At 37.4% G+C, this 13138-nt stretch carries 12 protein-coding genes; 5 read left to right on the top strand and 7 right to left on the bottom strand.

All coding sequences use genetic code 11. The annotated features are described in order from the left end of the window. Positions 1 to 815 precede the first annotated feature (815 nt). Both ACFQ3N_RS16935 and ACFQ3N_RS16930 read left to right on the top strand, forming a co-directional pair. Positions 816 to 2771: an aconitate hydratase gene (locus tag ACFQ3N_RS16935; protein WP_390363785.1), complete on the top strand. Its 1956-nt coding sequence runs from the start codon at positions 816 to 818 to the stop codon at positions 2769 to 2771. A gap of 122 nt (positions 2772 to 2893) precedes the next feature. Continuing rightward, positions 2894 to 3454, top strand: a complete 561-nt coding sequence (locus tag ACFQ3N_RS16930; RefSeq protein WP_390363783.1) for a hypothetical protein — start codon at positions 2894 to 2896, stop codon at positions 3452 to 3454. A 48-nt stretch (positions 3455 to 3502) separates the two neighbouring features. Here the strand turns inward: ACFQ3N_RS16930 and ACFQ3N_RS16925 are convergent, their stop codons facing one another. The 4 genes from ACFQ3N_RS16925 to ACFQ3N_RS16910 all read right to left on the bottom strand — a co-directional run bounded on the left by ACFQ3N_RS16925 (position 3503) and on the right by ACFQ3N_RS16910 (position 8374). Beyond that, complete coding sequence (locus ACFQ3N_RS16925; RefSeq protein WP_390363781.1) at positions 3503 to 5527, bottom strand: iron ABC transporter permease; 2025 nt, start codon at positions 5525 to 5527, stop codon at positions 3503 to 3505. A gap of 5 nt (positions 5528 to 5532) precedes the next feature. Then, positions 5533 to 6540, bottom strand: a complete 1008-nt coding sequence (locus tag ACFQ3N_RS16920) for an ABC transporter substrate-binding protein (RefSeq protein ID WP_390363779.1) — start codon at positions 6538 to 6540, stop codon at positions 5533 to 5535. Then, the gene (locus tag ACFQ3N_RS16915; protein WP_390363777.1) at positions 6537 to 7112 is read right to left on the bottom strand and encodes a nitroreductase family protein; all 576 of its coding nucleotides are present in this window, start codon (positions 7110 to 7112) and stop codon (positions 6537 to 6539) included. The genes ACFQ3N_RS16920 and ACFQ3N_RS16915 overlap by 4 nt, the downstream gene beginning before the upstream one ends. 137 nt (positions 7113 to 7249) lie before the next feature. Next, complete coding sequence (locus tag ACFQ3N_RS16910; protein WP_390363775.1) at positions 7250 to 8374, bottom strand: tetratricopeptide repeat protein; 1125 nt, start codon at positions 8372 to 8374, stop codon at positions 7250 to 7252. Between the two features lie 114 nt (positions 8375 to 8488). Here ACFQ3N_RS16910 and ACFQ3N_RS16905 point away from each other — a divergent pair, with 114 nt between their 5' ends. Further along, a complete protein-coding gene (locus ACFQ3N_RS16905) occupies positions 8489 to 8839 on the top strand; it encodes a thiol-disulfide oxidoreductase DCC family protein (protein ID WP_390363773.1) in 351 nt (116 codons plus the stop codon). A 2-nt stretch (positions 8840 to 8841) separates the two neighbouring features. Here ACFQ3N_RS16905 and ACFQ3N_RS16900 read toward each other — a convergent pair whose 3' ends face one another. Continuing rightward, positions 8842 to 9705: a VanW family protein gene (locus ACFQ3N_RS16900; RefSeq protein WP_390363771.1), complete on the bottom strand. Its 864-nt coding sequence runs from the start codon at positions 9703 to 9705 to the stop codon at positions 8842 to 8844. Here ACFQ3N_RS16900 and ACFQ3N_RS16895 point away from each other — a divergent pair. After that, positions 9629 to 9808 (top strand): hypothetical protein, encoded by a 180-nt coding sequence (locus ACFQ3N_RS16895; protein WP_390363787.1) that lies wholly within the window; start codon positions 9629 to 9631, stop codon positions 9806 to 9808. The genes ACFQ3N_RS16900 and ACFQ3N_RS16895 overlap by 77 nt on opposite strands. A gap of 310 nt (positions 9809 to 10118) precedes the next feature. Here ACFQ3N_RS16895 and ACFQ3N_RS16890 read toward each other — a convergent pair whose 3' ends face one another. Next, entirely contained in the window at positions 10119 to 11330 is a 1212-nt protein-coding gene (locus ACFQ3N_RS16890; RefSeq protein WP_390363769.1) for an NAD(P)/FAD-dependent oxidoreductase, read from the bottom strand. Positions 11331 to 11516: 186 nt separating this feature from the next. Here ACFQ3N_RS16890 and ACFQ3N_RS16885 point away from each other — a divergent pair, with 186 nt between their 5' ends. After that, on the top strand, positions 11517 to 12182 hold the full coding sequence (locus ACFQ3N_RS16885) for a DNA-3-methyladenine glycosylase family protein (RefSeq protein WP_390363767.1): 666 nt from the start codon (positions 11517 to 11519) through the stop codon (positions 12180 to 12182). 47 nt (positions 12183 to 12229) lie between these two features. On the opposite strand, the gene ACFQ3N_RS16880 is transcribed toward ACFQ3N_RS16885, so the two are convergent. Continuing rightward, positions 12230 to 12961, bottom strand: a complete 732-nt coding sequence (locus tag ACFQ3N_RS16880; protein ID WP_390363765.1) for an SDR family oxidoreductase — start codon at positions 12959 to 12961, stop codon at positions 12230 to 12232. Positions 12962 to 13138: the final 177 nt, after the last annotated feature.

Below are 13138 nucleotides of genomic sequence, written 5' to 3'. Positions count from 1 at the left end.
GGCAAGGCTAAAAGCTGATACCGTCTAAAGACGGTGGAGTTAGACCACGCATTTGTAAGTTAAACGAATTTCAGTTCTCTTTCTCGAATAGCGATCTTCTTGATCAATTTTCAGTTCTCTTGATCGAATAGCGGTCTTCTTGATCAATTTTCAGCTCTCTTGATCGAATAGCGGTCTTCTTGATCAATTTTCAGCTCTCTCGATCGGTTTCATCCTCTGTTGATCATTTTTCAGTTCTCTTGATCGAATAAGTAGGTTGCTCGATCAATTTTGAGGATTCCTTGATCGATTTCTTCTTCTGTTGATCATTTTTCAGCTCTCTCGATCGGTTTCACCCTCTGTTGATCATTTTTCAGCTCTCTCGATCGGTTTCATCCTCTGTTGATCATTTTTCAGCTCTGCCGATCGGTTTCATCCTCTGTTGATCATTTTTCAGCTCTGCCGATCGGTTTCACCCTCTGTTGATCATTTTCCAGCTCTCTCGATCGGTTTCACCCTCTGTTGATCATTTTTCAGCTCTCTCGATCGGTTTCACCCTCTGTTGATCATTTTTCAGCTCTCTCGATCGGTTTCACCCTCTGTTGATCATTTTTCAGCTCTGCCGATCGGTTTCACCCTCTGTTGATCATTTTTCAGCTCTCTCGATCGATTTCATCCTCTGTTGATCATTTTTTAGTTCTCTCGATCGGTTTCACCCTCTGTTGATCATTTTCTAACGCTATCGAGCGATAATCCCACCTCACCTAAAATTCTGTTTAACCAAAGCAAATCCGAGGTAAAGATTAAAGAGAGTATTAAACGAAAGGAGTAATATTATGGGATTAAATGTTGCACAAAAACTAATAGAAGACCACCTAGTGTCAGGTTCTATGGAGCCTGGAAATGAAATCAGTCTAAAAATTGACCAAACTTTAACCCAGGACGCTACTGGTACCATGGTCATGCTCGAGCTTGAGGCTATGGGCTTGGATTATGCAAAAACAGAAGCTTCCGCACAATATGTTGATCATAATTTAATACAGGTAGATAGTAAGAATCCAGATGATCATTTATTTTTAGAAAGTGCGTCAAAGCGATTTGGGCTGTACTATAGTCGGCCCGGAAATGGTGTGAGTCACCCTGTTCATATGCAGCGATTGGCCAAACCAGGTCAGACGCTTCTCGGTTCAGATAGCCATACTTGTGCTAATGGCTGTATGGGAATGCTTGCTATGGGTGCTGGCGGAATTGATGTTGCGATGGCGATAACAGGTGAACCAATATATATTAAAATGCCACAAATTCTCGGCATAAAATTAACAGGTGAATTACCTGATTGGGTAAGTGCTAAAGATGTCATCCTGGAGCTGTTACGTCGTTATGATGTAAAAGGTGGTATAGGAAAGATTATTGAATTTTATGGTCCTGGCGTTAAAAAATTAACTGCGATGGAGCGTCATGTGATAGCTAATATGGGGGCTGAACTTGGAGCGACAACCACTGTTTTTCCATCTGATGCTGAAATCAGGAAATTCCTAACCTTACAACATCGTGAAGAGGATTGGATGGAACTAGTTGCTGATGAGGATGCAACATATGACCTCTATGAGGAAATTAACCTTTCTGAATTGGAACCTTTAGTTGCAAAACCATCAAGTCCCGGTAATGTCGTTCCAGTTAAAGAGATTGCTGGAACCCCCATTTACCAGTCCTATATTGGTTCTTCTGCAAATCCTGGCTACGAAGATTTTGCAATTGCGGCCGAAATAGTTAACGGACGCACGATAGCCCCAAGTATTTCATTTGATATAAATCCAACATCACGGCAAATGTTAACAAATCTTGTGCAGGAATTTCATATTGCGAGTTTATTAAAGGCTGGGGCTAGGCTACACCAAGCAGGTTGCAACGGATGTATTGGCATGGGACAAGCGCCAGCATCCGGTCGGAATAGCTTACGAACAACCCCTAGAAATTTCCCAGGTAGATCTGGTACAAAAGAAGATAGTGTCTTTTTGTGTAGTCCGGAAGTTGCAGCTGTCTCAGCATTAACTGGAGAAATTACAGATCCAAGAACAATGGATTTCCCATATCCAAAAGTCGATGAATTAAACAATGTAAACATTGATGATGGTCTTTTAGATAAACCTCTTCCAAAAGAAGAAGCTAAACAAACAGAATTAATTAAAGGTTCAAACATTGTTTCTATTCCGGAAATGGACGAATTACCGGAAACATTGGAAGTTCCAATACTTCTTAAAGTCGGTGACAATTTATCCACCGACGAAATACTTGCTGGTGGTGCTCGTGTCCTTCCATTCAGAAGTAACCTGCCTGAAATTAGTAAATTCACTTTTGAAGCAGTTGATTCTTCTTACGTTGAACGAGGTATTGATAGTAAACAGTTGGGCGGGCATGCAATTGTAGGTGGATTTAATTATGGTCAGGGTTCAAGTCGTGAACATGCTGCCCTAGCACCTCGTTATTTAGGTTTACGTGTTGTGATCGTTAAAGATTATGCGCGAATTCATTGGCAGAATCTTGTTAATTTCGGTATACTTCCTCTGACATTTTCAGATGAAGATGATTATGAAAAAGTGGACAAAGGTGAAGTTCTTACATTTAGAGACTTACGCAATCAACTACAACAAAACGACTCATTAACCGGAACAATACAAGGAATAGAGGAAGAAATACAACTGGAACATAATCTTTCGACTCGTCAAAGAGACATTGTGTTACAAGGTGGCTTAATTAACTGGATTAAATCTAGACAATTGCAAAATGAATAGCAGCACAGAGAAGAAGCTTGGAAATCACCGAGCTTCTTCTCTGTATCTCCTATTTATTGAATAAATTTGATCGCACTGACTTACACTAAGAAAATAATTTATTGGAATAGGGAGAAAAGTGTATGACTGAACAAGAACTCTATCATAGAATATTCGAGCTAAAAGAACAGCTTGGGAACGTTATATCCGAATATTGGAACCTTTATTCCGGACCTGATACATGGTATTTTTGGTTCAACGTTGCAACTGTCATCATTCCTCTAATTATCCTATTACTAATAATAGATAAGAAAAGGATATTTGAAATCTCCTTCTTTGGTTACACCATACATGTAATCTGGGCCAATATCGATAATATCCTATCCATGAATAACTATTTTGTTTATCCTCATAGTCTTACCCATTTACTACCAGTTGGTGTTACCATAACAGCAGTTTTACTACCTATAGTATTTATGCTTATCTATCAGTATTGCACCAATAATGACAGAAATTACTATATCTACGCACTTATTGGTTCAGCTATTTTTGCCTATGGATTTGGTTATTTCTCTTTGTCTGTTGACTTGTTAAGAGTACATAAGGGCATGAACTTAACCTATTTATTCCTGATTGATGTAGCAGTTATGTATATTGCTTTTTGGGCAACAAAACTCTTTCTTAAACTCCAACCCCATAAATAAAGCTCCTGATGAGAATATATTTCTCTCTTCAGGAGCTTTGTCATGTAGCTATCCCCGCTGCTTCATTAACCACAAGAAGTATGGAGCACCAATAATCGCTACTAGGATACCTGATGGAATCTCATTGGGTGCTAACAAGGTTCTACTGAACACATCAGCAACTACTAACAATAAGCCACCTATTAACAATGTAACGGGTAATAATCGCTGATTTGACGGGCCAACAAGCAACCTGGCAAAATGAGGTGCTATTAATCCAACAAAGCCTATTGCACCAACAGCGGCCACGCTAAATGCAGCAAGTAATGTCGCAAACATTGCGAGCTGGAATCGTGTCGACATGACATTTAATCCTAACCCTGTTGCCGTATCATCACCTAAGGATAGCGTATCAAGTACCCGAACCCTAACTAATAGAATTGGGAATAAAATCAATGCTGGCCATATTAAATAATGTAGTAACTCAGTCCAGCCTTTTGCGTATGTCGTCCCCGAAAGCCATGTTAATGCAGACGCAACACCCATGTCTGCCTGTACGACCAATATTTGAATAATCGCTGATCCAAATGCAGATACACCAATTCCAAGGAGTGCTAATATAGCTGGTTGAAATGATGCACGGATAGCTAGGAACATTACAAATATGAAAAATACAAACGAACCAATCATAGCTCCAATTGGAATCCAAACTGCTGAAACACCAAAGACATACATCGTGAGAAGTGCACCAACCCCAGCACCAGACGTAATCCCAATCACAGAAGGATCTGCTAACGGATTTCTCAATACACCTTGAAATATCAGACCGCTCACAGCCAAAATCATACCACTTAATAAGGCAACTAATGCACGAGGTAAACGAAGATCTAAGATTAGATTCTTCATGAAATCATTTGTATCACCAAAAAATGCTTGAAACGTTACAACTGGTTCAAACCCATAATTGCCCGATGCCAAACTAATACATAGCGTAATCAAAATCGCAGCTACAAGTATAGGTACAACTACTTTCAATGACAAGCCCATAGTTGTTTTCCCTGCTATAACCGAGGTGTTTTCCTCACCATATTTTGATTTTTTCATACGCAGGACTAAATAAATTAACCACGGGGCTCCAATTAACGCTGTAATTGCACCTACAGGAAGCTCCGAAAAAGAAGGATCAATAATTCTTGCTACTATATCAGCCAATAGTAATACATTTCCACCCCAAATAAACGAGGCGATTACTAGTGGGATATGTTTACGATAACCAATCAGTTTAATGATGTGTGGAGCAACCAAGCCTACAAATCCGATTGGCCCAACAACACTAACGGTAACAGATGTTAATAATACTGCAGCAACAATTGATATGAATTTTACGACATTTACATTTTGCCCTAGGGATGTTGCCACATCATCACCAAGCGTTAGTGTGTCCAGTTTTAAAGTCATTGCTAAAACCAGTACCATCCCTACTCCAATAATCGGCAAAGAAAATTGAACTCCGCTCCAATCATTTTGTACGAGAGTTCCAGAACCCCACAGAAATAATCCTGCTGTTTCATTTTCATAGAAAATCTGTAGAACACTTGTTAGTGAGGAAAACAAAAACGTTACGATCATCCCCGCCAATACCATTCGAACTGGTGTAGCCTTATTACCACCAGATAAAACAAATACGATTAAAAACGTCAATATACCGCCTAAAAAAGCAACCATAATACCGTTTCCAAATAATGCAGCCGGAAATAGTACCGTACTTAACACCACAGCAAAATAAGTCCCAGAATGTATACCCAACGTACTTGCCGAAGCCAATGGGTTTTTCGTGACCGTTTGTAGTACAACACCAGCTACCGCTAATGCACCACCAGCAATGATCCCCATCATTGCTCTTGGCAAACGTAATATCCTAACTGTATGGTGTTCTAACGTATCCTGAGGTGAAAAAATAGCATCGATAACAGATTCAGCAGGTATCAGTACACTTCCTTGATTAATATGTATAAAGGTTAACGTACATAAAAGGGCGGTTCCACCTCCAAAGGTAAGAACCGCAACCATCATTTTTTTAAAGGTTGAACTCATCTAAATCACTCTTTTATCATAGCATCAACTAATTGTTCAGTTAGTACTTCTGCTGAGAGCACTCCACCAAATGTCCACGTGTCACCTGGTAATTGGTGTGTGTTTCCATCCTGAACGAAACTTAGATTCTCCCAAACAGGATTTCCTTTAAGCTGGTCTTCAAAAATATTGTCTTCCTCTTGTACAATGTACAAGAATTGAAGATTTTCTTCTTGGAAGTTCTGTAAAGCTTCAACCGTTACTTCACTATAGCCGTATGTTTCAACTTTATCAGATTCATATGCATTATCAAAGCCTAGGTTACTCATGACCTGAGCAACAATCGAGTTCTCAGTAAATAATCGTAGTGTTGGAGTATTTTGCGCAGTAAACGCCTGTGTGGCAATATACGTACCGCCTTCAAGTCCTGCATCAGTTACTCGCTGTTTTTGTTCTTCCATGAAAGCATCTAAATCAGACAACGATTGCTCTGCTTCATTTTCTTTATCAACAATTTTTGCTACTGTATTCAATTCGTTGACCATATTTTGATAATGATCCTGTATAGCGTCTTCCCCATATGGAGAAAAAGTCACGACTTGTGCGATATCTTCCAAACTATCCATATATTGCTCATGTCTGAAATCCACCGCAATAATTAAGTCTGGATTTAAGCGTGAAATTGCTTCTAAATTAGGTTCCTGTCGTGTCCCAACATCTGCTACACTTTCATCAAATTCCTCATCGATATTTACCCATTGATGAAACCCATCTAAATCAGCTACACCTGCGGGCTGAATACCAAGTGCAAGTAAATTTTCAGCATATGACCACTCTAATACCACAATATTTTCTGGTGTACCTTCAATTGTTTGTTCACCTCTGGCATCTTCTATCGTAACCGATCGTTCTTCATTTGTATCATTTTCTTCATTTACATCATTTTCTTCATTTGCATTTTCATCGTTACCACCACAAGCCGCTAAAATTGTTAATAAAAATATAACTACAAACAAGCTAATTTTTTTCTTCATATGTCTCTCTCCTCTGTTTTCCACTCAATACTATCCTCAATTGATGTTCGTTCTTTCCCGTTTGGTATTTTATTAGGATAACCAATTTGTAACACCGCTATTAACCTATGTTGTTCAGGTGACAAACCGATATCTCGAATAAACACTTTATCCAATAGGGTTGGTTTTGCTGTCCACATAGTCCCAATTCCTTTTTCCCAAGCAACTAGCTGGAAATTTTGGATAAATGCACAAACTGCAGCATAATTCTCATCATCCAAGTAACCACCATGATCTTCTTTTTCCATATAAAATAACGCATGATGTGGTACAGATGTAAAAAAACGATCATAGGATTGTCGGGCTTTTTTAAGTTTCTCTTCGTTTAATGTCTTTAACAATCCAAGACGTATGTAACTATCAACTATTTTTTCTCCAAAAGCAGATCGTGATTGATCTTCATATATTTTTATCTTCCATGGTTCTTTCATATGATGGTTTGGTGCATATGCTGCGTGATTAAATAATTCCAGCAATAATCTGCGCTCGACCTTATCCGGCTTATAATCAAGGATGGTTCTTCTTTGGCGCATTATTTCTACTAAACTGATTGTGTACACCTACTTTCCGCTCAACTGATAACGATTATCACTATCAACTGTTATCATATACTACTCTCCGTAAGCTGTCAATGTTATAAATATAATATTTTATAAAATCGGTAATAACATCATGCATTATTCACCATTTTGACAAATTTATTTTCATAGTACTGTTTCTTCTTTGTATTTTTGGTATTGTCAAAGAACGTAATAACATCTGCAAAGGCATTTTCTTTTAATTGACGATCTTCAATTTTCTCCAGATGAACAATGGCTTGTTCATAGCTCTTCCCCGCTAGTAATAAGTCTAAATCTTGTTTATGCTCCAAGCAATAAGCATATTGCATGTGTATCATTCCCAGTTTTCGATCAGATTTCTGGGGCAGTTGTTTAAAAATTTTAATAGCATCATAATAATATGGAATCGCTTCTGAAAGCTTGGACTGATCAAAATAGTAAAATGCCATCTCAGTCATTGCTTCGGCATGAACCCACGTATCTTTCATTGACGAACCAGGTAATTTCTCTAAAGCTTCTTCCAGATATGGAAAAGCAGATTCGTTTTCATTGTTGCTTCCATACATTTTAGCAATGCTCACAAGACTATTAAGCTCCATTTCTGGATTTTTATCACCTGTCAGTTCAATCGTTTTATGTAAATAGTGGATAGATTCCTCTACATTATTTAAGGCAGAATAAAGCATACCTATTTTAAAATGTAAAAACAAAATCATATATGTATCTGTGGACTTCGTTTTAAAAATGCTTAAACTCTGTTTATAATATTTAATCGCTCGAACGTATTTTTCCAGATTTTCTTCTGTTTCTCCTAATACCATATATCCTCGGGCTACCTTTAACGTATTCGTTTCACCTTCTGCTTCCATTTGTTTTATTGCTTGGGAAATAATACGCCGTGCCAATTTAAAGTCACTCATAAATGCTAGACTGCCAAGTAAATTCAACTCATCACTCGTTTGGTCACTTACGTTTTTATACATGTCAGTAATAATATCTTTTGATGCTTCATGTTCACCAATTTGAGCATAGCTAACCGCTTCTACCATAAACAGTATCTTCACAAAATCGTTAGAACCTATCTGTTTTTTGCGAAAATCCCGTGATTTGGAAAGTACATTCGGAAAATGACCACGCTTAAACTCCTCGGCAATAACAAGTAAATCCTCTTCATTATCCTCATTACCTTTCTGCTTTAACGCTTCATATAAATTATAAACATCTTTACTAGGCACCCTACATCCCTCCATATCATGAACTCTATATAACTTAAGTGTATCAGTATCCGATTAATTACTGAAACGTTACGTAATGATGATATAATAGAGGTAACAAAGGGAGTGATACGTTTGGTCGTTTATTATGATAGCTATTGTAAGTTTTGCAAAACCTCTGCAACTCTATGGACAAAAATAGACTGGGCCAAGAAGCTTACATTCAACTCTTTCCGAACATTAGAAGATTATCCAAAAGAAATGGAAAAAGAACTTCATGTAGCATATAATGGAAAGTGGTACAGGGGTTATAATGCGCTTATTCAAATAGCAAAAATGCTACCTCTAATGTGGCCTGCATTACCTTTCATGTATCTTTTTAAATGGATTGGACTCGGTAATTTTTTATATAGAAAGATAGCTGAAAATCGGAAGCTCGTTCCAGTGGGGCAATGTGATGATGACAGTTGTGAACTTCACCATTAAATCTAATTCGGTTTGGATTCAACTGACTCAGAGGAGAAAATACGAATAAACATCCTTCCATTTTCAGAAGTTGCTCGTATTAAGATCGGATGACTATATTTGTTTATAAAAGTAAAATCGGGTCCATACCAACTAACCGTAGCATCTCTGCCAGGTGGAACATACGGCACGCTCCGGCTATGGGAATAGCGTTCCACCATTTCAATTCCAGGTAAATCAACCGCGTTGTATAAAGTTGATGAAACCTGACAAATACCCCCACCTATATCCTCTGATAACTCTCCTTTCACAATAACGGGTGCTCGCTGATACCCTTTTTCCTCAGTCCTTTTACCAACTACACTGTTAAACGAAAATTTTTCACCCGGAAAAACCACATGATTATTAATTGCCTTTGTAGCAATTTCAATATTAGTAGAACGTTCTTTATTACCCTTTTTAAAAAAAGTACTATAATGACTGATCTCATTTGTTTTAATTTCTGCTAATAATTCACTATCTACTTTTGGAAATACTATTTTCTTTGGAATCGTTATTCTATTTTGTTTACCATTGTAAAATACCCGTTGAAAAGAATAGATAAAATTTTGTCTATCGAGCTTAAATCCCGGCTTCTCAGGTACAATAGTACCGTACTTATCCAACATTGCATTTTGGGGTTCACTATAGACAAGTGGATTTAAATAATCGATTAGAAACTCCATTTTTTTCTCATCAATAAAGATCTCATCAATTAAATTTAGGGCATATTGCTCCGTGTGAACGGTTTCCAAAACTTCATTTTTATCAATCAAGTGTAATGGTTCAGCTAACACATATAATGGGGTAACACATAACAGTAAACTAGTAAGCAGAATTACTTTCATACATATAGACCTCCTAATTGTAGTATTAGAAAAAGCGTTGGAAACATGTATAAAATACAAACAAAAGCGCAAGTGCCTTGAAAGACTCGACAAGCATAAGTAGTGTGGATGCCTTTTCACACGGAGTCGATCTACTCTTACCTTACTACTAAAAAACCACCTTGCTTCATATCAGCAAGATGGTTTAGATTTTAGTTAATAATAAATTATAAAATTTTCTTACCTGCATAAGTGCTTTCGCCATTAAGGCATAGCGATGAGTTTTCTTATCGAAAATCTCTTGAATTTTCCATCGTTCTACAGGCAGCTGCATATCCTACTACAGATGCAATTGCCATGAGTACAAAGTAAAGTGTACCGTTTTTCATTAAGCGTTTCCCTCCCTAACTGATTCTGTGTGTTGTCAAATTATATTAAAACGGGCGAATTTTCCCTTTTTTAAGGAATAGTTTTGGACCACCAAGCATGAATACATATCGGTTATCAATAACCTTTTTCATCGTAGCTGCTGATTTTCCATATATTTTACGGTCAGAAAATACGGTTCCCATTGCGTCAGATACGCCTAATGATGCTACAGTTCCCTTATCATCAAAGATAAAGCTTTCTAACGGTTCATTCCGTAGTAGTGCTTTAATATTTCGTGCGCATGTAGCTGCATGCTGAATTGCTGCTTGTGCATTTGGTGGGTACGGTCGATCCTCTTCTTTATTCATAACCCATGCACAATCACCGAGAATAAAAATATTGTCTTCTTCTGGAGCACGTAAATCCTCATCAACAGTTACTTTTCCCTTTGTTAATTCAAATCCCGATTTTCCAAGAATAGAATTCCCAGTGACACCACCAGTCCAAACAATTGTACCTGCTGGAATTTCTTCACCATCGTTTACAACAAAACTATTCTTTTTACATTCTTGAATTTTCGTATCTTCTCTGAATTCAACACCACGAGCCTCTAGTGATTTTCTCGCATAATCAATAAGCTCTTCATTAAATCCAGGTAAAATAGATGGTGCTGCTTCAACATTTATAATACGAACCTTATTACGGTCTATATCGTACTTTTTACATAATTTTGGAACCTGTTCTACCAATTCACCGACAAATTCTATACCCGTAAAACCACCACCGCCAACTAGGATCGTTAAACTGCCGTCATCTGGATTTTTCTCATTATTATATTTAGAGAATTGATATTCTATGTGATCATAAATGTTACGAGAAGAATCAATGTCCTGAATAGCAAAAGCTTTGTTCTTCATACCTTTAATACCAAATGTATTCGTTTCAAAACCAAGTGATATCACCAAATAATCATAGCTGATTTCACTATTTTCCAATTCAACAAGTTGCTCTTCTTTATTTACCTTCACTACTTCATCATAAATCAAGCGGACCCGATTCGGATTAATAACGTCACTTATCATTACTCGTGCTGAATTGTGGTTAATGGTTCCAGCTGCAACTTCATGTAGCCATGTTGTTTGATAATGATAATTATGCTTATTAATAAGTACAATATCTGCTTCTTCACGCCCTAACTGTTGTGTTAATCGTTTTGTCGTCATCATTCCAGCATAACCTGCTCCAAGTACAACAATTTTTGGTTTGTTCGTAGTCATGTAACATTCCCCTTCCAATAATTTAGCTATTTAACATTACGTAAAATTCAATATTATTATGATCTATGCTACTATCTATAATAGCAGAGATTAATTTTGAGGGCTAATAAATCCATTACCCTCTACATATATTAGCCTTTTTTTAATATTCTAAACTAAACACGTTTTACAAGTGGGGGTTGTACAATGAAAAAATTAGTAATAGAAAAAGACGATAGACCCGTTGAAATTTTATGTGAATCAGACCCGGTTCTGGAAAAACTTATAACAACTATTGGAAAAATTGAGATTTCGATGAGACCGGATTATTTCCAATCTATAGTACGATCCATTATTGGCCAATTAATTTCGGTCGCTGCAGCAGATGCAATCTACAACAGGCTTGATCACTTATTGATTCATCATATTACCCCAGATGGGATTATTGATACAGACATTGATCAATTACGTGCAGTTGGACTTTCCATGCGAAAAGTTGACTATTTACGTGATCTGGCTGCAAAAGTAAAAAATAGGGAAATAGTATTCGAAAAGTTACATATGCTTGATGATAAAGAAGTTATAAAACAACTAACAAGCATTAAAGGTATTGGGAAATGGACGGCAGAAATGTTTCTTATCTTCTCATTAGAAAGGATGAATGTTTTAGCATTAGACGATATCGGAATCCAACGTGGTGCTAAATGGCTTTATCAAGTCGACAAAACCAAAAGGCGTAGTATCTTAATGGAAAAAGCATCCAGATGGGATCCCTATTGCACCATCGCTTCATGTTATCTGTGGGAAGCAGTTCACTTAAACTACATAAATAACTATGATTCTGTCGATGAGATCATCCATAGTAATGACTAGGATAACCACCCTTTGGTAGTTATCCTTTTTTGAGTTTTTAGCATGGATTATACTGGTCTTACCGTAACTTCATTTACGTTCACATAGTCAGGTTGAGTCACAGCATATACTACTGCTCGAGCAATATCAGCTGATTCTAGACGTTTTCGATCACTTGATTGCGCTTTTTGTTTTAATGATTCATCGGTACCATGGGTGGCAAGGTCTGTATCTACCGCCCCTGGTGAAATGTTCGTTACCCGTACGCCGGTTCTGGCAAGCTCTTTTTCTAATCCCATAGATAATGCACGGACTGCAAATTTGGTTGCACTATACACCGCATTTACTTTTGAAACTTCATGACCTGCAACAGATGAAATATTCACAATGTGTCCCTTTGAACGTTCAACCATTCGCGGTAAAACAGAATTCACACCGTAAAGAACACCTTTAATATTTACATCAATCATGCTATCCCATTCATGTACATGACCATTTTGAATAACTGACATTAACATCAGCCCTGCATTATTGACGTAAATATCAACCTCACCAAATGCCTCTACCGCTTTTGCTGAGAGTTCATCGACTTCTGATTGTTTGCTAACATCAGTAACAACTGCAATAGCCTTCCCTTTATTTTTGCTATTAATTGTTTCTACTATTGTACTTAGCTCTTCTTTTCTTCTGGCTGCTAACACAACGTTAGCACCTTCATTCGCAAGATGCTCTGCTATTGCCGCACCAATTCCACTGCTCGCACCAGTTACAATCGCTGTTTTATTTTTTAATGTATCCATAACTCGACTCCTCCTTTTTGGTTAGTCTACCATTTTTTATATCACGTTTTAACTAAAAGCTGTTTTCGCACGCAATTTGTTGCTTATTTATCTTCATAGTTGATATATAATGCGACATAACTTGATGTGACGGTTAACCTACCGCTACGGAAATACACTTCGCTTTCACCCATCCGG

The sequence above is a fragment of the Virgibacillus byunsanensis genome (genome assembly GCF_042675965.1).
Classification (GTDB): domain Bacteria; phylum Bacillota; class Bacilli; order Bacillales; family Amphibacillaceae; genus Virgibacillus_R; species Virgibacillus_R byunsanensis.
The sequence above is the reverse complement of the archived record's forward strand: the minus strand, read 5'-3'. Positions and strand labels throughout refer to the sequence as shown.